We start from the raw sequence: 25,859 nt of genomic DNA, 5'->3' as shown, positions 1-25,859 counted from the left end.
CGGCGATGTCATTCGCCACGGCGCATGGCGCGCATCTTGGTCTCCTCACTACCCTGTTCCGGGTCTTCCACCAGCCTGCCCCTGCCGTGCTGAGACTGTCAACCGGTCTACCTACCAGACCAGTTGACCAGTGCGCCCGGAGCATTACGCTTAGTTCAGAGGTGACGATGTTTGATACCTTCGCCGACCTGCGTGCCGGCTTGTCCAAACGCACGGTCCGCGCGCAGATCACCGACAAGCTTGCCGGCATGATCGTCACCGGCCTGCTGCGCGCGGGCGACGAAATGCCATCGGAACGCGACCTCGCGGAAGCGCTCGAGGTAAGCCGGGAAACCGTGCGTGGCGCCATCCAGGCGCTGGTCGCGCGGGGGATGATCGGCGTGGCGCAAGGCGCGCGATCCCGCGTGCTGGGCCAGGAGGGCTGGTTGGCGGCCAAGCCGGCCTTGGCCGTGAGCCGCTACAGCGCCGCGGAGATCCATGGCGCGCGCCTGCAACTGGAGGTCGCCGCGGCAAGCGAGGCCGCGCGGCACATCGGCACGGAAGCATTGCAGCATCTGCACGTTCTGGTGGAGGCACAGGGCCGCGCGTTGCGCGATCCCGCGATCTTCCACATCTGCGGCGCGGAGTTTCATACCGGCATCCACCGCGCCTCAGGCAACCGGCTTCTGGCCGCCATACTGGTGGAGATCTATGGTCAGGCGCAGCAACTGCGCCGCCCGGTGCTTGAGGCCCCGGGCGCGACCAGACGTAGCTGGCAGGACCATCAGCGCATCCTCGCCGCCATCGCGCAGCGAGACCCGGAGGCGGCGGACGCTGCGATGACCGAGCACCTGTCACGCATCCGCACGCAGAGGCGCGGCAAGCGCGCCGCGCCCCCGGTCGGCTAGGACCCCTCCTTCGCCAGGAAGGCGATGATGTCCTGCCTGTCGCCGGCCTCGGTGACGCCGGCGAAGGGCATCCGGTTGCCGCGCACCACCGCCTGGGGATCGGCCAGGAAACGATCCAGCGTCGCCGCATCCCATACGACATTGGCGCGCCGCATCGCCGGCGAGTAGCGGAACCCCGCGATCGCGCCGGCGTGGCGGCCTATGACGCCTTTCAGCGTGGGCCCCACACCATTCTCCACCGTCAGCGTGTGGCAGGCCTGGCATTGCTCGAACAGGCTCGCGCCATGTTCGGCATCGGCGGCGCGGACCGGCCCCGCCGCGGGCACCAGGACCACGGCGAGAAGCACCGCGCGTCTCATGCCTGGACCAACGGGCCGGGGTTCTGGCGGTAGCGCGTCTTGATCGCCTCCGCCGTCCAATAGGCCATGGCGCCGACCGGGCCGGTCGGGTTGTAGGAGGAGTTCTGCGGGAAGGCGCTGGCCCCCATCACGAACAGATTATGCATGTCCCAGGATTGCAGATACTTGTTCACCACGCTTTCCCGCGGATTGCTGCCCATGATCGCGCCGCCGGTGTTGTGGGTGGACTGATACGGCACCGCCGACCAGCTGCGCCGCGGCCCCGCGGCCGAAACCTGCGCCGCGCCCATGGTGCGGGCGATGTTGTTGACCACGCCTGCGACATGTTCGGTCATGCGGATTTCGTTGGGCTTGTAGTCGAAGGTCATCCGCATCAACGGCTGGCCGAAGGCATTGCGCCAGGTCGGGTCCAGGTCGAGGAAGTTCGCCCGGTTCGGCATCACCGAGCCGGAGGAGCCGATCGCCATCGAGCCCTGGTACCAGGTCTTTGTCGCGCGTTTCCACTCGCTGCCCCAGCGCGGCGTGCCGGCGGGCACCGGACGGTAGCCGATCGGCCGCCCGTTGGACTGCCCCGCCGAGATCGTGCTGCCGCCGATGTAGTTGTGCGGCTTGCGGTCGAAGTCCCAGTTGGTGTTGAAATCATCGATGTTGTGGCCCCAGGCCCCGGTCGCGATGAAGGGGTTGAAGGCCTTGTCGGGGAAGAACAGCGTCGCCCCGGTTCCGGTCTGGTAGCAGTAGTTGCGCCCGACCAGCCCCTCGCCCGTGCTCGGGTTGTAGGGCGTGCCGATGCCGGACCACAGCAGCAGCGCGACATTGTTGAGCCCATAAGCGGAGAGCACGACGATGCCGGCGGGCTGCTCCAGTTCCTCGCCATTCAGCAGGTTGGTATAGGTGACGCCGGTCGCCTTGCGGCCGTCGCTGTCCTTGTTGACCTTGGTGACCCAGGCATGGGTCTTCAGCGAGAAGTTGGGGCTCCGCATCGCCTGCGGGATCACGGTGACATCGGGCGTGCCCTTGGCATTGCTCTCACAGCCGAAGCGTTCGCAGAAGCCACAATACTGGCAGGCGCCGATCTGCGCGCCATCGGGGTTGGTATAGGCCTCGCTGGCATTCGCCGCGGGGCGGGCATGGGGATGAAAGCCCATCTCTGTCGCGGCATTGGCGAACATCATGCCCGCCAGAGAATCCTGCAGTGGCGGCAAGGGGTATTCGCTGGCGCGCGCATCCTCGAAGACATTTCCGCCACGGATACGCTGCCCGCGCAAGTTCCCTGCCTTGCCCGAAACACCGGCTGTGCGCTCGAACTTCTCGTAATAGGGCTCGAGCTCGGCGTAGGTGATGCCCCAATCCTGCAACAGCAGGTCGGCCGGGATGTAGTCCTTGCCGTAGCGTTCTTCGTACTTGCTGCGGATCTGAAGCTCCATGTCGCCCCAGCGCCAGGTGACGCCGTTCCAATGCGACCCCGCGCCACCCACGCCCTCACCGGGCAGAAAGGAGCCGAGGCGCCGCATCGGCAGCGCTTCCTCAGCGGGCGTGTTGCGGATGGTCATGGTATCGACCGTGGTATTCATCATCAGGTCGGTGCGGTTGGCGAAGCGCAGTTCGTCACGGATGCGCGGGACCTGGAAATCCTCCTCCGGCCGGCGCATCGCGCCGCGCTCAAGGGCGATGACCTTCATCCCCGCCTCCGACAATTCCTTGGCAAGGATGCCCCCGGTCCAGCCCAGGCCAACAAGAACGACGTCCACTTCAGGAAGTTTGCGTGCCATCTGCCTGACCCCTTCAGCTCATGTCCGAGATCGAGACGGGCTCGACGTCGTATTTGCGGTTGCGCCAGGTGACGACGTTGTTGCGGTTGTTCTGGATCACGCCGGGGAAGCCGACGAGGCGCCAGCCCGCCTTGTCGCGATTGCCGCCATAGATCGGGTCGGCGAACATCCCCTCCATCACATTGCCATAGGCCATGCTCCAGAACGTCCGGGCCGGCAGCCCGTCCTCGAAGGTGATGCGGCCGCCGTCGAGGTCGAGCAGCACCTGGTTGCGCTGCGCCTCGGTCAGTTGGTCGAGGGGCTGGCCATGGGCCTTCACGCAATGGGCGTTGGTCGCCTCGATCCCCGCGCGCCACAGCGCCGCCGGGGTCAGGGAGAGCTGGTAGCCCTGGTTGGGCGTGCCCTGCTTCCACGGGCCTTGCAGATAGAGCCGGTCGCCCTTGCCCCAGCCATCGGCCAGCGCGCGGTCGATGAAGGTGGCGAGGCCCATGTCCGTGCCCTTGGGCGTGAACGCATCGGCCGGGATCATGGTGTCCACCATGGCCTCGACGAAGGCGACCTCCTCGGGCTTGAGGAACATGTAGCCCGGGGCCGGCATCGCGGCGGCCGCTGGTGCCGCAGCCGCCGGGGCGGCCGGTGCGGGCGCGGGCTGGGCGACTGCCGGGGTGGTGAGCGCGGCCCCGCCGAGGGTCGCCGCCGCCGTGCCGCCGACGGCCGCCCCTTTGAGGAAGTTGCGCCTGGCGAGTGCTGGATCTTTGGGCATGGACCGCCTTTCAGCGACGCTTGCACCGCGGCTGCGTCGTCATTGTGTTGCGCGCCAGTGTCCGGCGCTTGCCTCCCGCGCCCCGCGGGGCTGGCGGAATTAAGGGCGCGCCGCCGGCCGTTACGATATGCGAAGGCATCATGATTGCCATGTCGGATCAACCTTGCTGGGGACCATCGATGCGATCCGCTTGTATTTCAGACATTTCTGAAATAACTGTCAGGCATGGAACTTCCTCCCCTCATCCAGGCCTTCGTCCTGCATTTCGGCGAGATGGGATCGCGCTGGGGCATCAACCGCACGGTCGGGCAGATCTATGCGCTGCTCTACGCCGCCGACCGGCCGCTGAACGCCGAGGAGATCACCCAGCGCCTTGGCGTCTCACGCTCGAATGTCTCGATGGGGCTGCGGGAGTTGGACACTTGGCGGCTCGTGAAGCTGCGGCATTTGCCCGATGACCGGCGCGACTATTTCACCGCGCTGGAGGACCCTTGGGCGATCGTCCGCACCCTGGCCGAGGAACGCCGCAAGCGCGAGGTCGATCCGACGCTCTCCGTGCTGCGCGATCTGCTGATGCAGCAGCCGGCGTCGGAGGAGGAGATCCACGCGCAGGAGCGGCTGCGCGCCCTCACCAACACCATAGAATTGCTGACCACCTGGGCCGATGAGGTGCAGCGCCTGCCGGATGAGCGCCTCATCCAATTGCTGAAACTTGGTTCCGGAGTCGTCAAGCTGCTCGATGCCAAGGATCGCTTGACGGTCGTGCTCGGCGGCAAGCCGCGACAGCCCCGCACCGCCCTGCCCCGCACCGCCCTGCCCCGTGCCTCCCTGCCCCATGCCACTTCGAAGGAGTGACCGCCATGGACCCCACCGTTCTGGCACGCATCCAATTCGCGACGAACATGTCCTTCCACATCCTGTTCCCGACGATCACCATCGCGCTGGGCTGGGTGCTGCTGTTCTTCAAGCTGCGCTTCAACCGCACCCGCGACGACACCTGGATGGACGCCTACAAGTTCTGGGTGAAGATCTTCGCCCTGTCCTTCGCCATGGGCGTGGTCTCGGGCGTCACCATGTCCTTCCAGTTCGGGACCAACTGGCCCGGCTACATGGAGAAGGTCGGCCCCGTCGCCGGGCCGCTGCTGGCCTATGAGGTTCTGACCGCCTTCTTCCTGGAGGCCTCCTTCCTCGCGATCATGCTCTTCGGCATCGGCCGGGTCCCCAATCGTATTCATACCCTCGCGACGGCGCTGGTCGCCGGCGGCACCACGCTGTCGGCCTTCTGGATCATCGCGCTGGATTCCTGGATGCAGACGCCCCAGGGCTACGAGATCCGCGACGGCATCGTGCATGCGACCGACTGGGTCGCGATCATCTTCAACCCCTCGATGCCCTATCGCCTGACGCATATGCTGATCGCCTCGTCGCTGACTGTCGCCTTCCTGTTGGCGGGGGTATCGGCCTGGCGCTGGCTGCGTGGTGACACGAGCGCCAGCGTGCTGCGGGTGATGCGGGTCGGTGCCACCCTCGCCGCGGTGCTGATCCCGGTGCAGATCTTCGTGGGCGACGCGCATGGGCTGAACACGCTGGAACACCAGCCGCAGAAGGTCGCGGCGATGGAGGGCATCTGGCAGACCGAGGACGGCGCCGCCCTGCGCCTCTTCGCCATCCCCGATGAGGCGACACGCTCCAACCGCTACGAGATCCCGCTCCCCAACCTCTCCTCGCTGATCCTGACGCATGAATGGGATGGTCGGGTGCTCGGTCTCGATGAGTTCATCGGCAACCACCCGCCCGTGGCGCCGGTGTTTTTCGCCTTCCGCGTCATGGTCGGGCTCGGTTTCCTGATGCTGGCGGTGTCCTGGATTTCCACCTGGCTGCTGTGGCGCCGTGGCCCGAACCGGCTCATCGGCTGGGTGCTGGTGGGGATGACCTTCTCCGGCTGGGTCGCGACCCTGGCCGGCTGGTACGTGACCGAGATCGGCCGCCAGCCCTGGCTGGTCACGGGGCTGCTCCGCACCAGCGATGCCGTGGGCCCGGTGCCGGCAACGACGATCATCGGCTCGCTCGGCCTCTATGTGGTGCTCTATCTCGTGCTGCTCTCGGCCTATATCGGCACGCTGCTGCATCTGGCCCGGCGCCCCGACCTGCCAACCACGGAAGATCCCGGCGGCACCAACCCCAAAGCCCTTCCGGCGGAGTGACGATGATGGACACCCTTCCCCCCGGTGCTTGGCTGCCGATCGTCTTCGCCGGGCTGATGGCGCTCTCCATGCTGCTCTACGCGGTGCTGGACGGCTTTGACCTCGGCGTCGGCATTCTGCTGCGGCGGATGCCGGACGAGCCTTCACGCGACCGCATGATCGCCTCCATCGGTCCCTTCTGGGATGCGAACGAGACCTGGCTGGTGCTGGGCGTCGGGCTGCTGCTGACCGCCTTCCCCCTCGCGCATGGGGTGATCCTGACCGCGCTCTACATCCCTGTGGTGTTGATGCTGGCGGGGCTGATCGTGCGCGGCGTCGCCTTCGAGTTCCGCGTCAAGGCGCCGCCCACGCAGAAGCCGCGGTGGGACATCGCCTTCCAGGCCGGCAGCGTGCTCGCCGCCTTCTCGCAGGGCTGGATGCTGGGGCTCTACATCCAGGGCCTGCCCGATCCGGGCTGGGTCTCGCTTGGCTTCGCGATGCTCACCGGCATCTTCGTGGTCGCGGGCTATGCGCTGGTGGGCGCCGTCTGGCTGGTCTGGCGGACGGAAGGCGCGCTGCAGAAGCAAGCCATCGCCTGGGCGCGGACCTGCCTGTGGCTGACGGCGGCCGGGGTGGTGGTGGTCTCGGCGGCAACCCCGCTGGCCAGCCCGCGTATCCTGGAGCGCTGGTTCGCACTGCCCGAAATCCTGGGGCTGGCGCCGATCCCGATCGCCACGGCCGGGCTGTTCCTGGTGGCGATGCTGACCTTGCGCCACATGCCGCGGGTGGACCACCGGCTGGACTGGGTGCCCTTCGCGGCCGTGGTCGGCATCTTCGTGCTGTGCTTCCAGGGCCTGGCCTATTCGTTCTGGCCCTATGTCGTGCCCGACCGACTGACCATCTTCCAGGCCGCGAGCCCGCCCGAATCCTTGCTCATCATCCTGTTCGGGGCCTTGGCGGTGCTGCCCTTCATCCTGGGCTACACCATCTTCGTCTGGCGCATCTTCGGCGGCAAAGCCACGGACCTGCGCTACTACTGATACCCGCTACTTGGGCGCTGGCCAGAATCCGGCCAGCGCCTGGGTCAGGGCGACCGGGTCATAGGGCTTGGCCAGCACCAGCACCCCGGCATGGCCCGGCGGCAGGCCGTCGATGCCATAGCCGGTCGCGACGATGAACGGCACGCCCGCGGCAGCCAGCGCATCGGCGATGGGCGTGCTCGGCACCCCATCGAGATTCACATCGAGCACCGCGGCGTCGGGCACCTGCTTGGCCATCAGTGCCAGCGCCTCGGGCACGCTGCGCACCGGCCCCAGGACTTCCGCCCCCGCATCGAGCAGCGCGTCCTCGACCAGCATCGCCACCAGGGCTTCATCCTCGACCACGAGGACACGCCGGCCTGCCAACAATGTCCCCTCCATCACACGGCCGTTGGTAGGCATGTCACGTTTCCACCTCGATCGGAATGCCGGCCCCTGGACCATGCGCGGTCGGCGCGAAGATGATGGTGGCGGCAAAACCGGCCGGCGCATAGTCGAGCGCGACGCTCGCCCCCACACCCAGCTCCCCTGCCAGCCCACGTTGGAGCAACCGGGTGCCGAAGCCCTGGCGGGTCGGCTGCGCCACAGGCGGGCCGCCGCGCTCGATCCAGTCGAGCTGCAACCGCCCTTCGGCAATGCGGTGCCAGCGCACTTCGACGCGTCCTTCCGGCACCGATAGCCCACCATGCTTGGCCGCATTGGTCGCCAATTCATGCAAGGCGAGGGCCAGGCCCAGCGCCTGCTTCGGGGCCAGCCAGGCCGATTCGCCGCCGAATTCGACCCGCGCCACCTCATCCGGCACGCGGGGTAGCCAGGGCGTCAACGCGGAGCGCACCGTCTCGCGCAGGGTCGCGCCCTGCCAGGTGGTCGCGGTCAACAGATCATGCGCCCGGGACAGGGCCATGATGCGGGCCTGCAAATCCAGCACGAAGCGCACGATCGCGCCGCCGGCCGCGGCATCCGCCTCCTGCGGCAAGGTCCGCAGCCCGGCCGCCGCCAGGGGCCCGCGCGCGGTCTGCAGGGAAAGCGAATGCACGGTCGCCAGGGTGTTCTTCACCCGGTGGTTCAGCTCGCCGATCAGCAGGCGCTGCCGCGCCTCGGCCGCCTTGGCCTCGGTCACGTCGCGCGCAATGCCGCCGCGGGCGTAAAAGCCGCCCACCGCATCGGCGATCGGGAAGGCGCGGTCACGGATCCAGCGCTCCTGCCCATCGGGGCGGACGACGCGGTATTCCAACTCGATGCTGTCGGCGCGGGAGGGGCCGGCGCGGGTTGCCGCCACCCGGTCCCGGTCATCGGGATGCACGAGCCGGGTCCAGAGCGAGGCATCGCCCATCAGCGCGGCACAGCCCGCGCCCCAGATCCGCTCGAAGGCGGGGCTGACGTAATCGACGCGGGTCCCGGCGGCATCGGTGATCCAGAGCACATCCGGGCTGGCGCTGCCGAAGCGGCGGAAGCGTTCCTCGCTGATCGCCAGGGCATTGGCGCTGGCGACGGCCTCGGCGCGCGCATTGGCCTCGGCCAGCACCTGGATCTGCAAGGCCTCCCGCGCGGCGATCAGGTCGGTGACGTCGGTTGCCGCCCCGATCCAGCGCCGCACGGCGCCCTCCGGCCCGCGCGCGGGCAAGGCGCGGGCGGCGAACCAGCGCCAGGAGCCATCGGCGCCGCGCATCCGGTACTCGGCGGCGAAGGCACGGCCCGCCGCCAGCGCGCTGACCCAGGCGGTGCGGACCGCGGGGGCGTCATCCGGATGCAGCACCGGGCTTCCGGGCAGGCTCGCCTCATGCGCCGGACGGCCGGTGAATTCCGTGAAGCGGGGGTTCACGTAATCGACCCCGCCATCGGGCCGGGCCGACCAGACGATCTGCGGCACGGCCTCGGCCAGGGTGCGGAACCGCAGCTCGCTTTCCCGCAGCGCCTCGCCGGCGCGGCGTTCCACGGCGACGTCGGTCACCGCCATCACCGCCCCGGTCATCTGCCCATCCGCATCGCGAATGGGCGCGGCCGAGGCACGCAGCCAGGTGGTGGTGCCGTCCCCGCGCCGGTACAGCAGTTCACGCGATGCCGCGGCGCCATGGGCCAGCGCCTGGCCGAGCGGCGTCTCGGAGGGCTGCAACCGCCGCCCATCGGCATTGAACGCATCCCAGCCGGCATCGGCGCCGAGATCGCTGAGCTGGCGGACCGGATGGCCCATCACCTCCTCCAGCCGCCGGTTGCCGAAGACGACGCGGCCCGAGGGCGCCTCGGCCAGCAGCACGCCGACCGGCACATGGTCCAGCACGGCGCGCAGCCGCGCCTCGCTTTCCCGCAGCGCGTCCTCGGCGGTGCGATGGCTGCCCGCGTCGCGTAGAAAGAGTGTGAGGCCGCCATCCTCGCCGGGATAGGCGTCGGCCGAGATCCAGCGGTTGAGCGAGGCATGCCAAGCGGTGACGCGCTGCGGCGCCCGGTCGTTCATGGCGCGGACGTAGGCGGCCTCGAACGGCCCACCGGTGCAGGCGGGCAGCATGTCGAACAGCCCCTTGCCCAGCATGTCCTCGGCCAATTCGCCAAGCATCCGTCGCGCCCGGCCATTCATCCAGGTCACATGGAAGGCGCGATCCAGCCCCAGGATCGCATCGGCGGTGGATTCCTGGAGCACCACCAGCCGGCTGGCCAGGGTCCGCGCTTCCGCCTCCTGCGACTGCAGGCGGCCGGCCGCAGCGGCGATGGCCGCCTCGGCCGCGGCGACTTCCGTGATCCGGGTCGAGCTGGTCGGCACGCCGGAGCCGGGCCCCGACCCAAGTCCTGCCGCCGCGCCCTCAATGCGGCGTACCGCCGAGCCAAGCCGCAGCCCGGCGCCCCAGCCCAGCAGGCCGGTCATGATGAAGGCAAGCCCCCCCCCCAGCAGCACCGGCATCAGCGCGGTGTACCGCGCATCCTCCACCAGATGCGCGGGGATCGTGACGATCACGGTCCAGGGCGCGTCGTCGAGGTCATGCCAGGCGGTATAGACCTGCTCCAGCTCGGCCGTGTTGCGGATCACCCCTTGGGTGCCGCGCGCGGAGGAGCGCAGCCAATCGCCCATCGGCCGCCGCAGACGTGCGGCAGCCTGGCCGGCACCGATCGGTATATGGCCGAGGATCACACCGCCCCGGTCCACCAGGGAGGCCGTCCAGCCCGCCGGCAATTGCAGCGTGTCCAGCAGCGGCAACCAGAAGGCGCCGACCCTGGCGCGGATCGCCAGCGCCATGCGGGTGCCGGGCCCCGCCGACACCGCGACGAGCGTCTCCACCTCGGTCGACCCGGCCACTGTAAAGGCGCTGCTGACCTGGCTGGTGCCGGATATGGCGGCGGCGATCAGCGCGGCGCGGGCTGGTGGCGGCAACGGCACCGCGCCATTCACGCTGTCATTGGCAGCGACCACCCCGCCCGCGGCATCGGCGAGCAGGACACAAAGACCCGTCGCCTGCGGCCAGGCGGCGACCAGCCAGGCAAGGTTCTCCGTATGCGGGCCTTCCGTTGCCGCCAGGGCGAGCATGGCGGCCCTCTGCTCCCCCAAGGCACGCTGGATGTTCCGCGCGCCCCGCCGCGCCGCTTCGCTGGCGACATCGAGATTGGAGCTGACCTCACGCTCGGCAGCGTTCCAGGCCGATATGGTGGCGACGACGGTGGGCGGGATGGTGGCCAGGGCGGTGAGCAAGGCGATCACCCGCGCGAGCGGCCAGGTGCCGGCCGGGGCGCGACCGGGCGCCCGCCGGGCGTCGATGGCGCCCTTCGGGCTGATGATCCCACTCACCACGGCCTCCTTTCATCTAAGCAACAGGGTATGTTCGTGCTGGCCGGACGGGCGCAGAATGCGGCTTCCGGCGCAAGGGGCGGCGTGGCACCGCCCGGTCGCGATGACGTGAGCATCATCCCTTTCGCCCGCTGCCGGCTATCGTCCCACGAATTGCAACACTCCTCTGCAATCCAGGGCTGGGGGGGCAATGGCCCGGCCCGCGGCGCAGACATCGATTGGATGAAACAGGTAAAGCCAGGGCGGAGTGTGCCGAAGCCAGGCGAGGCAACGGCCGTAGGCGTCTTCGCGCTCCGGTTCCGCGACCGCAGCATTGGCCCTTTGGACCAGGAGTTCCAGCGCCGGATCATCATGGCCCTGCCACCACAACGCCTGGGTCGTGGCCGAGACCTTGTCGTTCAGGACGCGAAAGCTGCCGTAGGGGGTGGAATCGAAGATCGCCATGTCGCCGATCCGCTTGGCCCCGACCTCGCGGGCATAGGCGGGGCGGTCGGGTTGAAGCTCCACTTGCGTCGCCACGCCGATGGCGGCCAGGGAGGCGGCGATCGCTTCGGTGACCTGCGGCGCCTTCGCCGGCATCGCGAGACCGGCATCGCGAGAGGGGTGCGGATCACGACCGGGCCCGCGATGCCGCAGCGATCGAACAGCTGCCGAGCGCGGTACGGGTCATAGGGGATGGGCGACAAGGCGCAGGCGCGGGCACCCGAGTGATGCGGGCTGACGATGATCGCGGCCTTGTCCACGGCGTGGTTGATCGCGAGCCGCGCCTCGGGCCGCGGCACAGCGGTTCCACGACGAGGTTCTTGAGCGTCAGGATCGCGGTGTCGTCGGAAACCTCCCGCCCCGGCAGGAAACGGAGCGCCTCGACGGCGACCCGCGTCACGCCGCTGTCAGGCCCAGAACTGCCGGAGGCGGCGGGCGTCCGCGGCATTGACCGCGCCATCCGGCATCCGCCCGGCGGCGAGGGCGGCGACCTGATGCACCGTATCCATCATCTGGTGGTCCCGCGCCTCGGCGGTCAGCCCGCCGATATGCGGCGTCGCCACCACATCCGCGCGCCGCGCCAGATGCGGCTGCGGCCGCTGGTCCGGCGCCTGGCCCACATCCATCGCCGCACCGCGCAGATGCCCCGCGTCCAGCGTTGCCTCCAGCGCCGCCTCATCCACCAATTCGCCACGGGAGAGGTTGATGAAGATCGCCCCCCACTTCATCGCGGCGAAGGCGCCGGCATCGAACAGCCCGGCGGTCTCGGGCGTGGAGAGCGCGAGGCAGACGACGACGTCCGACGATGCCAGCACCTCGGCGAAGGAGACGGCGGCGACGCCCGGCTCCCGCGGCGGGGTATAGGGGTCGTGCACCTGCACCCGCATCCCGATGCCCAGGGCCATCTGCGCGAGGCGCCGGGCGATCCGCCCATAGCCCATAATGCCCAGCATGGCGCCGGTCAGCTGCATGCCCATCGGTGGCACCGGCTCCCGCCCCGCCCGGTAGGCACAGACCGCCGCGGACACCCCCCGTGCCAGATCGACCATCATCCCGATGGCAAGCTCGGCCACCGCATCGGTGAAGCCCGGCGTCGCCCGCGTCACCAGCACGCCGACGGCCGAGGCGGCGGGCACGTCGATGGTGCTGATATCCACCGCGCCGCGCAGGAAGGCGAGCAACGCCGGGGCATGGGCGAAGGTCTCGGCGTTACCCGGCGCCGAGCGATGGGCGACGATGACCTGGCACCCCGCCGCGGCCTCGGCCAGTTCGCGCCCGGCCAGGACCCGCCCTGTCGTGTTGCGGACAACCCTGGCATGTGCCAGCAGCCCGGCGAGCCCGGCGGGGCCGTAATAGGCGGCGAATTCTTCCTCAGTGTGGGTGAGAAAGACCTGCAAGGGGGTTGTCGTGCTCATCCCACCATGATGCAGCATGGCACCCGCGTGCAGAAGCCCGCACAGATTGCCCCGGAGAGACAGTCCAGATGCCCATCGGTTTCGCCATCTACCCCCGCACCCGCAAGGTCAGCCCCGAGTTGGTCGAACGGTTCCGCACGCTGCCGGTCGCGAATGTGAGCGATTCCATGTCCCGCCTGACCGCCGCGGGGCCCCGCCTGCGGCCCATGCACACCGCGGGCGTGCTGGCCGGCCCGGCGCTGACCGTCCGCACCCGCCCGGGCGACAATCTGATGCTGCACAAGGCGATCGACATGGCCGAGCCGGGCGACGTCATCGTCGTCGATGGCGGCGGCGACCTGACCAATTCGCTGATGGGCGAGATGATGCTCGCCCACGCCATCAAGCGCGGCGTCGCGGGGTTCGTGGTCAATGGCTCGATCCGCGATGCCGATGCGATCCGGGTGACCAACCTGCCGCTGTTCGCGGCCGGGGTGAGCCATCGCGGCCCCTACAAGAACGGCCCCGGCGAGATCAACGTGGTCATCGCGATCGACGGCATGACCATCGCCCCGGGCGATCTGGTGCTGGGCGATGCCGATGGCGTGCTCGCCGTGGGCTATGACGACGCCGAGGCCGTCTGCAAGGCAGCGACCGCCAAGCATGCCGCCGAGACCAGGCAGATGGCCGAGATCGAGGCCGGCACCAGCGACCGCGAATGGGTCAATGTCTCATTGCGCCAGCTGGGCTGCTCGGGGCTCGATTGAGCCCCCTTCGCCCCATCGGCCGGGGCTGACACCCCCCTTGGCCGCGACGCGACGTGCCGGGGTGGACCTGCGCGCCGCGGCCGGCGGGGATGCGGCCGATCTGGCCGCCCTGCTGCACGACGCCTCGCCACGGATCGCGGCGCGGCTGGAGGCCCTGGCCGCCCATCCCTTCGCCGCCGCCTTGGTCGCGACGGGATGGACCGGGCTGCCCTGTGGGCTGATCGTGCTGGATTGGGCGCCAAGCCTGCAATCGGACCGCCCGATCGCCCGGATCACCACACTTCTGGTCGCGGAGGAGGACCGCCGCTCCGGCATCGGCCGCCTGCTGGTCAAGGCCGGTTCCCAGGCGGCGCGAGTGGCAGGCTGCGACCGGCTGGATATCGCCCTGCCCCCGGGCAGCCCGGAGGCCGAGGCATTCTGTGCGGCCCTCGGCTTTACCGGTCCCGCGCTGACCCTGTCCCGCCCCTTGCGCAAGCGCGCCCCGGGGGACCCGGGCTGAGCCCCTATGTCGCGGCGCAACCCTTGGATAGTGTCGGTGCCGAACCCTTCGCCGGAGCCGCCCGTGAGCCCTGACACCGATCTGATCGAGGAGATCCTCGGGCTCGCCCCCGGATCGCCGCTGGCCCTTTTGCGCGCCCAGCGCCCCGAGGCGCGGCAGCATGCCCAAGGCGCTTTCCGGGAATTGCTGCGGCCGGGCGATCCGGGCGGCGTCAGCCTGGCCGAACGCGCCGCTTTGGCGTTGCGGGTCGCGTTGCGGGAAGGCGATCCGGTCCTGGCCGGGCGGTTTCGCGCGCTGGTGGATGCGGCCGATCCGGCCATCGTCGCGGCCGAAGACCTTGCCGGCCCGGCCGGCGACGGCAGGTTGGCCGTGCTGTTCCGCCATGCCGACATCCTCGCGACCGACCCCGCCGGATGCGGCCAAGCGGAGATCGCGGCGCTGACCGCGCTCGGGCTGACGCCGCGCGACATCGTTGCCATCACGCAGCTTGTCTCCTTCGTGCCCTACCAGATCCGGCTGCTGGCCGGGCTGCGGCTGTTGCAGCAGGAGCAGGCGGCATGACCTCCTTCACCCTGAAGCCGGTCGGCTGGCGCCCGCGCCTCACCCCGATCCGCGCCGAAACCGCGACCCCGGCCGAGTTGGCGGCGCTGGAGGCCTGCCCGCCGGCGCAGCGCAGCGGCGCCTATGCCCGCACCCTGGCGCATGATCCGGGCTCGCTCGGCGAACGCGGGGCGCTGTTCTCCATCGTCATGTATGCCAAGGGCGGGCTGCCCACCGCCGACCGTGAATACGCGACGGCGGTGGTCTCGATGGTCAATGGCTGCGTCTATTGCACCTCCGTCCATGCCCGCCGCTTCGTCGATGCGACCGGCAAGCCGGAGGCGATGCAGGCGGTGTTCGACGGCGGCTTTTCGGCAGAAACCGACCCGCGCCGCGCGGCGATCTCCGCCTTCACCGAGGCCATGACGCGGGACCCGCAGGCGATGACGGCGGCGGAGCTCGCACCGCTGCGCGCGGCCGGGCTGGATGATCTGGAGGTGCTGGACCTGATCCATTCCATCGCGATGTTCGCCAATGCCAACCGGCTGATGCTGTCGCTCGGCGACCCGCTGGTCCCGAAGTAGCCCGATGCGGCTGGCTGTGCTTGGGGCCGGGGCCATCGGCCCGGCGGCGGCGGTGTTGGCGGCCTCACGCGGGCATGCGGTGGTGCTGTGGTCGCCCTCCGGCGCCGGGACGGCGGGGATCGAGGGCGGCGTCACCGCAGAGGGCGCCGTCGAGGGCTGGTTCGCGCTGCGCGTCGCCTGGGATCTGGCGGATGCCTTGGCGGGCGCGGATGCGGCGCTGCTGGCGGTGCCGGCCTATGCCTATCCGGCGCTGCTGCCGCGGATCGCCGAGGTGCTGCGCCTGCCCTTGCTGATCACGCCGGCGGCGAGCCTCGCCCCCCTCGCCCTGGATGCGATGCTCCCGGGGCGGGGCCGGCCGCCGATCGGGGCGATGTCCACGACGCCGGTCACCGCACGGCGCCTGGCCCCCGATCGCGTCCGGGTCGCGGCCATCCGGGCGGCGGTGGATATGGCGGCGGTGCCGGCGCGGGCGGCGATGGAGATGGGCGCGCTGGCCACCGCGCTGTTCGGCCATGCCTCGCCGGCCGGGCCGAATGTGCTGCAGGCGGGCCTCGGCAATGCCAATCCGATCATCCATGCGGTGCTGGCGCTGACCAACACGACCCGCATCGAATGCGCCGAGGCCTGGCCGCAATACGCCATGATGACGCCGGCCGCCTGCCGGCTGATGGAGGCCATGGCCGCCGAGCGCGACGTGCTCGCCACATCCTTCGGCATGGCGGTACTGGGGCTGGAGGAGTCTCTGCATCGCGCGAACGGCGTCCCGCTCGGGCGCCTGCAGGACATGGCCGCGGCCATCGCGGTCTCGCGCGGGGCCGTGCTGGGACCGGCCGCGATGGACACCCGCTACGTCACCGAGGACGTGCCCTATGGCCTCGCCTTCTACCTGTGGCTGGCCGCCGCGCGCGGCGTCGCGATGCCGGTGACGGAGGCGGTGGTCACGAGCCTGGAGGCGCTATGGGGCCGCGACCTCCGCACCAACCCCCTGCTGCATGCGCTGGACCCGGCGCGGCTGGATGCAGCACTGGAGCACGGCATCGGCCGGGATTAATCCAGCTTGATGTCCAGGGGGGCCGCGACCCGCGTCCAGCGTTCCAGATCCGCCCGAAGCATCGCCCCGAAGGCCGCGCCATCGGCGCCGTTCGGCGTGGCACCCAGCCCGGCCAGCCGCGCCTTCACCGAATCCGAGGCCACGGCCTGGCCGAAGGCATCGGCCAGCCGCTTGACGATTTCGGGCGGCGTCCCGGCCGGGGCGGAGAGGCCGGTCCAGATGCTGGCCTCGAAATCCGGCACGCCGCCCTCGATCAGGGTCGGCACATCGGGGATGGCCGGGAAGCGCGTGCGGGAGGTGACGCCGAGGACCTTGAACAGCCCGCCCGAGGCGGCGAGCACCGAGGGCACCGAGACGAACATCATCGCGATCCGCCCGGCCGCCAGATCGGTGAAGGCCCCGGCCGCCCCGCGATAGGGCACATGCTCGATGTTCAGCCCGAGCCGCGCCTTGAGGTCCTCCATCACCAGATGCGTGTTGGTGCCGACCCCGGTGGAGGCATAGGGCAGCGGCTGCGGTGCCTCCTTGGCCAGGCGCAACAGCCCGGCCAGGTCATCGACCGGCAGGCTGGGGGCGGCGATCAGCGCGGCCGGGCTGTCGGAGATGTAGAGCACCGGCGTGAAATCGGTGAGCGGGTCATAGGTCAGCCGCCGCCCGATCGCCTTGGCAATGGTCAACTGGCCCGCCGTGGACAGCAGCAGGGTGTACCCATCGGGCGCGGCACGGGCCACCGCATCGGCGCCCACCACGCCGCCGGCGCCGGCGCGGTTCTCGACCAGCACCTGCTGCCCCAGCAACGGCCCCGCCGCCTGCGCCAGCAAACGCCCCAGCACATCCTGCGATCCGCCGGGGGCGAAGGGCACCACCAGCCGGATCGCCCGGTCGGGCGACCAGGGCGCCTGCGCCCGCGCGGGTGCGGCCAGAAGCAGGGGCGTCAGGCTGGCGAGGAGGGTGCGACGGCGCATCGGGTCATCCTTGATCGTTGCGCAGTCTGGTCACGCCTCAGCGCTGTTGCAACATGGGTCATGCCGGCAGCGCGCCCGCCTCGCGTATCCAGAAGGCGTCGAGCCCCGCCACCAGCCGGTCGCGATGCGCCACGTCGATGAAGGCTGCCTCGAAGCCATTGCGGGCGATGCGATAGATCTCGGCCTCGGTCAGGTTGAGGGCCGCCTGGGCGTCGAGGAAATTGTCGGTGATATAGCCGCCGAAATAGGGCGGATCGTCGGAGTTGATCGTCACCATCACCCCCGCGCGCAGCAGCGCCGCGAGGCTGTGCTCGGCCATGGTGTCATAGACGCGCAGCTTCACATTGGACTGCGGGCAGACCGTCAACGGCACCCGCAACTGCGCGAGGCGCGCGACCAGCGCCGGGTCCTCGGCGGCCCGCACGCCATGGTCGATGCGGTCCACGCCCAGCAGGTCGATGCTGTCGCGAACGTAGTCCGGGGGGCCTTCCTCGCCGGCATGGGCCACGGTGCGGAAGCCCCGGGCGCGGCATTCGGCGAAGACGCGCGCGAATTTTTCCGGGGGATTGCCCAGCTCGGCGCCGCCGAGGCCGAAGGCGAGGATGTCTGCCGCATAGGGTTCGGACTGGCGCAGCGTCTCAAAGGCGCTCTCCTCCGTCAGATGCCGCTGGAAGCCGATGATGAGGCCGGTGGTCATCCCATGCCGCACCGCCCCCTCCCGCAGCGCATCGCGCACGCCGCAAAACATCTCGGCGAAATCGACGCCGCGGCGGGTATGGCCCTGCGGCGAGAGCAGCACCTCGGCATGCACGACATTGTCCTGCCGCACCCGGTCGAGATAGGCCGTGGTCATGTCGAGGAAATCCTGCCGCGTCAGCAGCACGCGCAGCCCGGCGTAGTAGAGGTCGAGGAAGCTTTGCAGGTTCTGGAAGTCATAGGCTTGGCGCAGCGCATCCTCGGAGGCGAAGCCGAGGTCGATCCCGTTCCGCTTCGCCAGACGGAACATCATCTCCGGCTCCAGCGAGCCTTCGAGATGCATGTGCAACTCCGCCTTGGGCATTCCGGCGATCAGCGTGTGGAGCAGTTCGGTCATGACCGGGGGTAACCTCTGACTGGCATGAAAGGTGCTGGTCCTCATTGGACCGCAAGCCCCCCAGACGACAACCCGGCCGGCCGGAGAGAAACCCCATGAGCCCCATTCGCGATGATCTCACCCGGCGCCGGGCGCTGGCCTTGCCGGCGCTGTTCGGCCTGGCCGCCACCACCCGCGGCGCCCATGCCCAAGGCGGGCTGCGTCGCGTCGCCATCGGCGTCGGCACCACCAACCTGAACCTCGCCTACCCCTGGCTGACCCTGCCGCTGGCGCTGAACTACTGGCGCGAGGATGGCTATGAGGTGGAGGTGCTGCCGGTCGGGGCCTCGTTGCAGGCGCTGCAACAGATGGTGGCGGGCAATGTGGCCTTCGCCCAGCTCAACTCCTCGGTCGTCGTGCAGGCCAATGTGCAGAACAACATCCCGGTCCGCGTCGTCATGAACAATGGCGTGATCGACTGGTCGATGTCGGTGCTGGAGGATGGGCCGATCAAGAGCGTGCAGGATCTGCGCGGCAAGACCATCGGCGTGTTCAGCCTGGCGACCGGCGGGATCGCCTTCATGCGCGCCTATCTGCGCGCCAGTGGCATCAACCCCGACAGCGATATCCGCATCATCCCCGTCGGCCTCGGCGCGCCGCCGATCGAGGCGCTGCGGTCAAACCGCGTGCAGGCGCTGCTTTTCTGGGCATCGGCGCAGGCGGGATTCGAGAATGCCGGGCTGAAGCTGCGCTATATCCGCGACGACGCCTGGGCGAGCTTCCCGGATTTCACCTTCTCCACGATGGAGGCGACGGCCAAGGGCGAACCCGCGATGGTCGAGGCGATCGCCCGCGGCTGCGCCAAGGCCACGGAATTCGTGATGGCCAGCCCCGATTGCCAGCGCCGGTTGCATTGGGCGCGCTTCCCCACGACCAAGCCGACCGGCGCGGATGACGCGACCCTGGCGCGCTGGGATCTGAACAACCTGGAAGCCCAGCTCGCCTCGATGCGGGCCGCGCAGGCGATGAATGGCGGCAAGCTCTGGGGCCGTGCGACGCCGGAGGCCTATGGCCGCATCCAGTCCTTCATGCTGGAGGCCGGGTTGATCCAGCGGGCCGTGGACCCGGCGACCTTCATGATCGGCATTCCGAACTTCTACGAAAAGATCAACGACTTCGACGCGGCCGCCGTGCGCGCCCAGGCCCAGGCCTGCACCATCGGCTGATCATGCCCCAGCCCCTTATTTCGACGCGCGCGCTGAACAAGATCTATCGCACCCAGACGGGTGAGGATGTGGTGGCCTTACGCGATGTATCTCTTGATATCGCGCCCGGCGCCTTCGTCACCGTCGTCGGCCCCAGCGGCTGCGGCAAGAGCACATTGTTGAAGATCCTGGCCGGCATCCTGGCCCGCAGCTCGGGCGAGGTGTCGCTGGCGGGGCGGCCGATCGATGGCCCCTCGCGCAATGTCGGCGTGGTGTTCCAGGCGCCTGTGCTGCTGCCCTGGCGCAACGTGTTGCAGAATGTGCTGCTGCCGATCGACATCCAGCGGCTGAAGCGCGCCGATCATGAGGGCCGGGCGCGGGCGCTGCTGAAACTGGTCGGGCTCGCGGGCTTCGAGAACAAATATCCCTCCGAACTGTCCGGCGGCATGCAACAGCGGGTCGGCATCACCCGCGCGCTGGTGCATGACCCGGACCTGCTGTTGATGGACGAGCCGTTCGGGGCGCTGGATGCGATGACGCGGGAGTCGATGAACCTCGAACTCCTCCGCATCTGGGAGGAAAGCCGCAAGACCGTGATGCTCGTCACCCACAGCATCCCCGAGGCGGTGTTCCTGGCCGACAAGGTGGTGGTGATGTCGCCGCGCCCGGGCCGGATCAGTGAGATCATCGATGTGGACCTGCCCCGGCCACGTGACCTCGGCATGATGGTGACGCCGCGCTTCGGGGCGCATGTCGCGGCGATCCGGGCGCATTTCCAGTCGCTCGGGGCGCTGGACGCATGAAGCGGCTCTGGGCGAAGCCGGAAGTGCCGCTGGCGATCCTGCTGTTCATTGCCTTCGTCGGCGGGTGGGAGGGCGCGGTCCGCCTGTTCGCCATTCCCGCCATCGTGGTTCCGGCGCCCTCGGCGGTCGCGCAGGCGATGTGGACGGGTCTCGCCAGCGGGGAGTTCGTCACGCATTTCTGGGTGACCTTCGCCGAGGTCATGCTCGGCTTCGTGTTCGGCGCCGGCTCAGGTTTCGTCATCGGCGTGCTGGTCGGGCTGTTTCCGTTGCTGGAACGAACGGTCTATCCCTATATCGTCGCCTTTCAGACCCTGCCAAAAGTCGCCATCGCGCCGATCATCGTGATCTGGTTCGGCTATGGCATGTCGTCCAAGGTGATCATCACCGCGACCATCGCCTTCTTCCCGGTGCTGGCCAATTCCATCGTCGGCCTCCGCGCGGTGCCGCGTGACCAGGTGGAGTTGATGGTCGCCTTCACCGCCACCCGCTGGCAGATTTTTCGCATGGCACGTCTGCCCCAGGCGCTGCCCTATGTCTTCGTGGGGCTGGATGTGGCGATCGTGCTGTCGGTGATCGGGGCGATCGTCGGGGAGTTCGTGGGCTCGCAGGCCGGGCTCGGCTATCTGATCCTGCAGCGGAACTTCAATCTGGACATGGCCGGCGTCTTCGCCATCCTCATCATATTGTCCTTGATGGGGATCGGGCTGCATCTGGCGGTGATGGCAATCCAGCGTCGCGTGGTTTTCTGGATGGACAGCGGCCATGACCGCGTCATCGGTGCCTGAGGAGAGACGAGCATGAGCAACGACACCATGCCGCGCGCCGCGACGGCCGAGGAAATGCCGATCCTGGACCTGACCCCGCTGAATACGGGCGGGTCCATTGACGCCCTGGCGCGGCAATTGCGCCACGCCTGCGAGACTATCGGTTTCTTCTACATCCGCAACCACGGCGTGCCGCAGGCCGTGGTCGATGCCGTCTTCGACGCGACCCGGCGCTACTTCGACCTGCCGCTCGAGGAGCGGATGCGGCTGAAGATCGACGACCGCTTCCGCCGCGGCTTCATGCCGCAGGGGATCAACCAGCATCCCGGCTTCGCCCCGGATATCAAGGAAAGTTACGAGTTCGCGCTGGACCTGCCGCTGGACGACCCTTCGGTCGTGGCCGGCCTGCCGCTGCACGGGCCCAACCGTTGGCCTGAGGAGCACCCCTGGCTGCGTGAGGCGGCCGAGGCCTATTTCAACGAGACCATGGCGCTCGGCAAACGGCTTCTGCGGGTTTTCGCCACCAGCCTCGACCTGCCACAGGATTTTTTCCTGCAATACACCAAGAAGCCGATGGTCCAGACTCGGCTGTTCCACTATCCGCCGTCGCCGCCGGTGACCGATGCCAGCGCCTTCGGAGTCGCCCCGCATTCGGATTACGGGATGATCACTTTGTTGACACAGGACCCGATCGGCGGCCTGGAACTGCGCAAGCGCGATGGCGAATGGGTCCGCGCGCCCTTCGTCGAGGGCACCTTCGTCGTCAACCTCGGCGACATGTTCAAGGTTTGGACCAACGATCTTTACATTTCGAATATGCACCGGGTTGTGAACCGATCCGGCAAAGAGCGTTACTCCATACCGACTTTCTTCAATCTGGACTATGACGCTCCGGTCCGGGCTTTGCCACAATGCCTCTCGCCCGAGCATCCCGCCCGGTACGAACCGATCAAATCCGGCGATTACCTGGTCAGCCGATTCCGGGCCGTTCAGAAGTTCGGGCGCCCCGTTGCGGAATTGGAGGCGGAAGCCGCAATTGCAAAGCAGCACTGACATTTTCTGCGACAGGCGCTAAGGAGCATCCCCCAAACCAGGAGCACCCCGCGTGTCGAAGAAGTTTCTGACCGACGTCATCGTCACCTCGACGGAGATGCAGACTGCATCCGCCGGTCGCCTTGCCGCCGATATCATTGCCGCCATCAAGGGGCAGATCATCGAGAACGGCCGATTCACCATCCCCGATTTCGGCGCCTTCATCGTGCGCGAGACCTCCAAGCGTTCCGCGCTGAACCCGCGCACGGGCGAGAAGGTCGCGGTCAAGGCCGGCGCCACCGTGCGTTTCAAGGCCAGCCCGTCGCTGAAGGAAGCCGTCCTCGCCGGCGTGAAGCGCGCCAAGCGTAAGGCAAAGAAGGCCTGAGGCGCCGATAGGCGGCGTCTTCCAAGGAGAACCCGATGGAATTCGCCGCCGACGCCTTTCTGCCAGGCCCCCGGGCCTTTCTGCCCGGGGCGCCCGGTGGGCCACTTGCCGGCCTGAGCTTCGCCGCCAAGGACCTGTTCGACGTGGCCGGTCATCGCACCGGCGGCGGCAACCCCGATTGGGCCGCAACCCATCCGGTGCCGCAGGCCCATGCCTGGGCTGTCGAGCGTCTGCTGGCCGCCGGCGCCAACCTCGCCGGCAAGACCATCACCTGCGAAATCTCGCTCGGCATCCTCGGCTTCAACCCCTTCCATGGGACGCCGCCGAATCCGGCCGCCCCCGGCTGCCTGCCTGGCGGCTCCTCCAGCGGTTCGGCCTCGGCCGTCGCGGCGGGGCTTTGCGATCTGGCGCTGGGCACCGATTCGGGCGGCTCGGTGCGGGTGCCGGCCAGCCTGTGCGGATTATATGGGCTGCGGCCGAGCCTCGGGCGCGTGTCGCTGGAGGGCGTGTGCCGTCAGGCGCCGAGTTTCGACACCGTCGGCTGGTTCGCCCGCGACGCCAAGACCTTCGGCCGTGCCGCCGAAGTGCTGCTGGGCGAAACCCTGCCCCAGGCAACCGCCTCCCGCGTTCTGGCCGCCGAGGACGCCTTCGCCCTGGCCGATGCCGCGGTGGCCGAGGCGCTGGCGCCGGCCGTCTCGCGCCTTGGCGCCCTGTTCGGCGGCGCCACCACGATCAGCCTCGCCGAACCGGGCGAGCTGGAGATCTGGGGCACACAGCGCAATATCGTGCAGCGTGCCGAGGCCTGGGCGACCTTCAAGGATTGGATCGACGCGGTGAACCCGCGCTTCGGCTACAGCGTGGCGCGCAACCTCGCGGTGGCCTCGATGATCACCGCCGAACAGATCGAGCTTGCCTGCGTCGTCCGGCGCCGTGCCGTGGAGCGTGCGCGGGTGCTGCTGGAGGATGGCGCCATCCTCTGCATGCCGACGACGCCCTTCACCGCCCCCCCGGTCGGGCTGCCATTGGCGGAGCTGGATCGGCTGGCCGGGCGGATCGGGGTGCTGACCTCCTTCGCGGGCCTCGCCGGGCTGCCGCAGTTGAGCCTGCCTTTGGGCATGGTCGCGGGAAAGCCGGTAGGGCTTTCGATCATCGGCTGGCGCGGCAGCGATGCGCGGCTGGCGGCCATCGCCCAAGCCTTGCAGTGACAGGACCGATCCGATGACCAATGCGCCCGAGATCAATATCCCCGAGGTGGTGGCCGAGGTCCGCGCCGCCTTCGAACGCTACGATCGCGGCCTGGTCGAGAACGACGTGCCGGTGCTGAACGACAGTTTCTGGGACAGCGCGCAGACGCTGCGTTACGGCGTGACCGAGAATCTTTACGGCTACGCCGAAATCTCGGGGTTCCGCGCCGCCCGCACCCCGGCGCAGCACCAGGCGCGGGCGCGCCGGCTGGAAAACACCCGCATCACCAGCTTCGGCCGCGACTTCGCCGTCGCCAACACGGAATATGCGATCCTGGCCAGCGGCCAGCGCGGGCGGCAAAGCCAGACCTGGGCGCGCATGCCGGAAGGCTGGAAGGTCGTCGCCGCGCATGTGAGCCTGCTCGGCGTCTAACGCCGCCCCCGCGCGGCCTCCGACAGCAGCAGCAATACCAGCGAGCACAGGAACAGCAGCACCGCCGCGGCGCAGATCGTGGGGTCGAGGAATTCGCGCACGCTCGCATACATCTGCCTTGGCAGCGTGAATTGCCCCGGCCCCGCGATGAACAGAGTGATGATGAATTCGTCGAAGGAAGTGGCGAAGGCGAAGACCGCCCCCGTCGCCACCCCCGGTGCGATCAGCGGCAGCATCACGCGGCGGAACGCGGCCGCGGGTGAGGCCCCAAGCCCCGCCGCCGCCCGCAGCAGCACCGGATCGAAGCCCTGCACCGAGGCCAGCACAGCGATGACGACGAAGGGCACGGCGATCACCGTATGCGCCAGCACGAGTCCCACCAGCGATCCCGTCAGCCCCACCACCGAAAACGCGAAGAACACCGCCGCCGCCGTCACGATCGACGGGGTTACGATCGGCATGGCCAGAAGCGCCAGGATCAGCCCTCGGCCACGGAACCGCGCAAGATGCAGCCCCAGCGCCGCAAGCGTGCCGAGCAGCGTCGCGACCACCGCGACCGCGCTCGCGACGATCAGGCTGTTGCGACTGGCCAGCAGCCAGCGGTCGGAGGCGAAGAAGGCCACATACCAGCGCCAGGAAAAGCCTTCGGGCGGAAAGCGCAGAACCTCGCTGCCCGAAAACGACAGCGGCACCACCGCCAGCATCGGCGCCATCAGGAACAGCAACACCGCCCAGGCGAAGATGCGCCTCATGCGCGAAACCGCCCCGACAAAACACCCGGCAACAGCCCGCGCGCCAGCGCCAGCACGGCACCGGCCATCGCCAGAAGCAGGCAGGCGAGCGCCGAGGCCATGCCCCAATTCACCGTCTGGTTCATGAAGAAGGCGATGAAGGAGGCGACCATCTGGTCCTGCGGCCCGCCGAGCAGGGCCGGGGTGATGAAATACCCAGCCGAGAGCAGGAAGACGAAGGCCGCCCCCGCCGCGACGCCGGGCAGGCTCAGCGGCAGATGGATCGCCAGGAACCGCCACCAGCCCGGCGCGCCGAGCGAGGCGGCCGCCCGCATCAGCGCCGGATCGATGCGCTTCATCACGCTATAGGCGGGCAGGATCGCGAAGGGCAGCAGCACATGCACCATCGCCAGCACCACGGCGAAGCGCGTGCCGATCAGCTGCACCGGCTGGTCGACCAGCCCGAGCGCCACCAGCGCGGCATTCAACGGTCCTTCCCGTTGCAGCAACACGAACCATGCCGTCGTGCGGACCAGGACCGAGGTCCAGAACGGCACCAGAACCAGCAGCATTCCGATCCGCGACCAGCGCGGCGGCAAGCCCGCCAGCACCGCCGCGACGGGATAGGCGAGCACGACGCAAATCGCCGTCACCACCAGGGCAATCCAGAGCGTGCGCAGGAACAGCGTCCGATACAGCGCGTCGTCCTTGGGCACGGGCTGGATCGCACCATCCGGCGACCGCACAAGATCGAGGGCGCGCAGCAGATAGAGCCCTGTTGCCGGCCCGGCCGCGCCCCGCAGCAGTGTCCAGGTCTCGGGCGCCCCCCATCGCGCATCCAGCGCGACCAGCGCCGCCCGCGAGGTCACCCCCGCCCGCGCCGTCCGCAGCAGCAGGCTTCGCATCCCGCTTTGTTCGAAATTCAGCCGCTGCGCGACCCGGCCGATCCGGCGGTCGCGCAGCGCCGCCGCCAATTCCTCGCCGATGGCGACAAAGACCGGTTCGGGCGGCGGCCCCTGCCCGTCCCAGCCGCGCAGCAGCGCCGCGGTTCGCGGCAGCGCCTCGGATAATTCGGGATCGGCCACGGCGGTGACCAGAATCCGCGCGACCGGAATAAAGAAGCTTCCGCATAGCAGCAGCAACAATGGCGCCAGCAGCAGCGCCGCGAGGCGGTTGTGCCGCCGTGCCAAGGGC

At 69.1% G+C, this 25,859-nt stretch carries 27 protein-coding genes; 16 read left to right on the top strand and 11 right to left on the bottom strand.

Annotated elements, in window-relative coordinates; translation table 11 throughout:
* Positions 1-5: 5 nt before the first annotated feature.
* Positions 6-887, top strand: coding sequence for a FadR/GntR family transcriptional regulator (locus tag C8P66_RS12705; protein ID WP_111398638.1), 882 nt, complete (start codon positions 6-8; stop codon positions 885-887).
* On the opposite strand, the gene C8P66_RS12700 is transcribed toward C8P66_RS12705, so the two are convergent.
* From C8P66_RS12700 to C8P66_RS12690, 3 genes are read right to left on the bottom strand one after another with little or no spacing between them, the layout of a single operon-like run.
* Positions 884-1,246 (bottom strand): c-type cytochrome, encoded by a 363-nt coding sequence (locus C8P66_RS12700; RefSeq protein ID WP_111398637.1) that lies wholly within the window; start codon positions 1,244-1,246, stop codon positions 884-886. The genes C8P66_RS12705 and C8P66_RS12700 overlap by 4 nt on opposite strands.
* On the bottom strand, positions 1,243-3,015 hold the full coding sequence (locus C8P66_RS12695; RefSeq protein ID WP_111398636.1) for a GMC family oxidoreductase: 1,773 nt from the start codon (positions 3,013-3,015) through the stop codon (positions 1,243-1,245). Before C8P66_RS12695 ends, C8P66_RS12700 begins: the two co-directional genes overlap by 4 nt.
* A 13-nt stretch (positions 3,016-3,028) precedes the next feature.
* Positions 3,029-3,778 carry a gluconate 2-dehydrogenase subunit 3 family protein gene (locus C8P66_RS12690; protein WP_111398635.1) on the bottom strand — a complete coding sequence of 250 codons (750 nt, stop codon included), beginning with the start codon at positions 3,776-3,778 and terminating at the stop codon, positions 3,029-3,031.
* Between the two features lie 225 nt (positions 3,779-4,003).
* Between C8P66_RS12690 and C8P66_RS12685 the strand changes: the two genes are divergently transcribed.
* From C8P66_RS12685 to C8P66_RS12675, 3 genes are read left to right on the top strand one after another with little or no spacing between them, the layout of a single operon-like run.
* Positions 4,004-4,633, top strand: a complete 630-nt coding sequence (locus tag C8P66_RS12685; RefSeq protein WP_111398634.1) for a GbsR/MarR family transcriptional regulator — start codon at positions 4,004-4,006, stop codon at positions 4,631-4,633.
* 5 nt (positions 4,634-4,638) lie between these two features.
* A complete protein-coding gene (locus C8P66_RS12680) occupies positions 4,639-5,982 on the top strand; it encodes a cytochrome ubiquinol oxidase subunit I (protein WP_111398697.1) in 1,344 nt (447 codons plus the stop codon).
* Between the two features lie 2 nt (positions 5,983-5,984).
* On the top strand, positions 5,985-7,001 hold the full coding sequence (locus C8P66_RS12675) for a cytochrome d ubiquinol oxidase subunit II (protein ID WP_211314129.1): 1,017 nt from the start codon (positions 5,985-5,987) through the stop codon (positions 6,999-7,001).
* Positions 7,002-7,007: 6 nt separating this feature from the next.
* Here C8P66_RS12675 and C8P66_RS12670 read toward each other — a convergent pair whose 3' ends face one another.
* The 4 genes from C8P66_RS12670 to C8P66_RS12655 all read right to left on the bottom strand — a co-directional run bounded on the left by C8P66_RS12670 (position 7,008) and on the right by C8P66_RS12655 (position 12,671).
* Positions 7,008-7,403 carry a response regulator gene (locus C8P66_RS12670; RefSeq protein WP_245903483.1) on the bottom strand — a complete coding sequence of 132 codons (396 nt, stop codon included), beginning with the start codon at positions 7,401-7,403 and terminating at the stop codon, positions 7,008-7,010.
* A 1-nt stretch (position 7,404) separates the two neighbouring features.
* Complete coding sequence (locus C8P66_RS12665) at positions 7,405-10,773, bottom strand: PAS domain S-box protein (protein WP_146422845.1); 3,369 nt, start codon at positions 10,771-10,773, stop codon at positions 7,405-7,407.
* Between the two features lie 138 nt (positions 10,774-10,911).
* On the bottom strand, positions 10,912-11,352 hold the full coding sequence (locus C8P66_RS12660) for a periplasmic substrate-binding domain-containing protein (protein WP_111398631.1): 441 nt from the start codon (positions 11,350-11,352) through the stop codon (positions 10,912-10,914).
* A gap of 311 nt (positions 11,353-11,663) precedes the next feature.
* The gene (locus tag C8P66_RS12655) at positions 11,664-12,671 is read right to left on the bottom strand and encodes an NAD(P)-dependent oxidoreductase (protein WP_111398630.1); all 1,008 of its coding nucleotides are present in this window, start codon (positions 12,669-12,671) and stop codon (positions 11,664-11,666) included.
* Positions 12,672-12,739: 68 nt separating this feature from the next.
* Here C8P66_RS12655 and C8P66_RS12650 point away from each other — a divergent pair, with 68 nt between their 5' ends.
* The 5 genes from C8P66_RS12650 (at position 12,740) to C8P66_RS12630 (ending at position 16,091) form a co-directional block, all read left to right on the top strand.
* Positions 12,740-13,417, top strand: a complete 678-nt coding sequence (locus tag C8P66_RS12650) for an RraA family protein (RefSeq protein WP_111398629.1) — start codon at positions 12,740-12,742, stop codon at positions 13,415-13,417.
* A 37-nt stretch (positions 13,418-13,454) separates the two neighbouring features.
* Positions 13,455-13,916 (top strand): GNAT family N-acetyltransferase, encoded by a 462-nt coding sequence (locus C8P66_RS12645; RefSeq protein ID WP_211314128.1) that lies wholly within the window; start codon positions 13,455-13,457, stop codon positions 13,914-13,916.
* A 63-nt stretch (positions 13,917-13,979) separates the two neighbouring features.
* Positions 13,980-14,477 (top strand): CMD domain protein, encoded by a 498-nt coding sequence (locus C8P66_RS12640; RefSeq protein WP_146422843.1) that lies wholly within the window; start codon positions 13,980-13,982, stop codon positions 14,475-14,477.
* Positions 14,474-15,040 carry a peroxidase-related enzyme gene (locus tag C8P66_RS12635; protein WP_111398626.1) on the top strand — a complete coding sequence of 189 codons (567 nt, stop codon included), beginning with the start codon at positions 14,474-14,476 and terminating at the stop codon, positions 15,038-15,040. The genes C8P66_RS12640 and C8P66_RS12635 overlap by 4 nt, the downstream gene beginning before the upstream one ends.
* Positions 15,041-15,044: 4 nt before the next feature.
* Positions 15,045-16,091 carry an NAD/NADP octopine/nopaline dehydrogenase family protein gene (locus C8P66_RS12630; protein ID WP_111398625.1) on the top strand — a complete coding sequence of 349 codons (1,047 nt, stop codon included), beginning with the start codon at positions 15,045-15,047 and terminating at the stop codon, positions 16,089-16,091.
* Here the strand turns inward: C8P66_RS12630 and C8P66_RS12625 are convergent.
* Positions 16,088-17,056: a Bug family tripartite tricarboxylate transporter substrate binding protein gene (locus C8P66_RS12625; protein ID WP_111398624.1), complete on the bottom strand. Its 969-nt coding sequence runs from the start codon at positions 17,054-17,056 to the stop codon at positions 16,088-16,090. The genes C8P66_RS12630 and C8P66_RS12625 overlap by 4 nt on opposite strands.
* A 58-nt stretch (positions 17,057-17,114) precedes the next feature.
* Positions 17,115-18,149: an adenosine deaminase gene (locus C8P66_RS12620; RefSeq protein WP_111398623.1), complete on the bottom strand. Its 1,035-nt coding sequence runs from the start codon at positions 18,147-18,149 to the stop codon at positions 17,115-17,117.
* A gap of 95 nt (positions 18,150-18,244) precedes the next feature.
* On the opposite strand from C8P66_RS12620, the gene C8P66_RS12615 reads away from it, so the two are divergent.
* From C8P66_RS12615 to hpxZ, 7 genes are read left to right on the top strand one after another with little or no spacing between them, the layout of a single operon-like run.
* Positions 18,245-19,354 carry an ABC transporter substrate-binding protein gene (locus tag C8P66_RS12615; protein WP_111398622.1) on the top strand — a complete coding sequence of 370 codons (1,110 nt, stop codon included), beginning with the start codon at positions 18,245-18,247 and terminating at the stop codon, positions 19,352-19,354.
* Positions 19,355-19,356: 2 nt separating this feature from the next.
* The gene (locus C8P66_RS12610) at positions 19,357-20,136 is read left to right on the top strand and encodes an ABC transporter ATP-binding protein (protein WP_111398621.1); all 780 of its coding nucleotides are present in this window, start codon (positions 19,357-19,359) and stop codon (positions 20,134-20,136) included.
* Entirely contained in the window at positions 20,133-20,921 is a 789-nt protein-coding gene (locus C8P66_RS12605) for an ABC transporter permease (RefSeq protein ID WP_111398620.1), read from the top strand. The genes C8P66_RS12610 and C8P66_RS12605 overlap by 4 nt, the downstream gene beginning before the upstream one ends.
* A gap of 12 nt (positions 20,922-20,933) precedes the next feature.
* Entirely contained in the window at positions 20,934-21,953 is a 1,020-nt protein-coding gene (locus tag C8P66_RS12600; protein WP_111398619.1) for an isopenicillin N synthase family dioxygenase, read from the top strand.
* Positions 21,954-22,005: 52 nt separating this feature from the next.
* Complete coding sequence (locus C8P66_RS12595; RefSeq protein ID WP_111398618.1) at positions 22,006-22,317, top strand: HU family DNA-binding protein; 312 nt, start codon at positions 22,006-22,008, stop codon at positions 22,315-22,317.
* A gap of 35 nt (positions 22,318-22,352) precedes the next feature.
* Entirely contained in the window at positions 22,353-23,522 is a 1,170-nt protein-coding gene (locus C8P66_RS12590) for an amidase (RefSeq protein ID WP_111398617.1), read from the top strand.
* 13 nt (positions 23,523-23,535) lie between these two features.
* Entirely contained in the window at positions 23,536-23,934 is a 399-nt protein-coding gene (hpxZ, locus tag C8P66_RS12585; protein WP_111398616.1) for an oxalurate catabolism protein HpxZ, read from the top strand.
* Here hpxZ and C8P66_RS12580 read toward each other — a convergent pair.
* Positions 23,931-24,686, bottom strand: a complete 756-nt coding sequence (locus tag C8P66_RS12580; protein ID WP_111398615.1) for an ABC transporter permease — start codon at positions 24,684-24,686, stop codon at positions 23,931-23,933. The two genes, hpxZ and C8P66_RS12580, sit on opposite strands and share 4 nt — an antisense overlap.
* Entirely contained in the window at positions 24,683-25,855 is a 1,173-nt protein-coding gene (locus C8P66_RS12575; protein ID WP_111398614.1) for an ABC transporter permease, read from the bottom strand. Before C8P66_RS12575 ends, C8P66_RS12580 begins: the two co-directional genes overlap by 4 nt.
* Positions 25,856-25,859 lie beyond the last annotated feature (4 nt).

It is taken from the genome of Humitalea rosea, assembly GCF_003253705.1.
Taxonomy (GTDB): domain Bacteria; phylum Pseudomonadota; class Alphaproteobacteria; order Acetobacterales; family Acetobacteraceae; genus Humitalea; species Humitalea rosea.
Note: the sequence above shows the minus strand (reverse complement) of the source record. Positions and strands in the feature narration are given on the sequence as shown.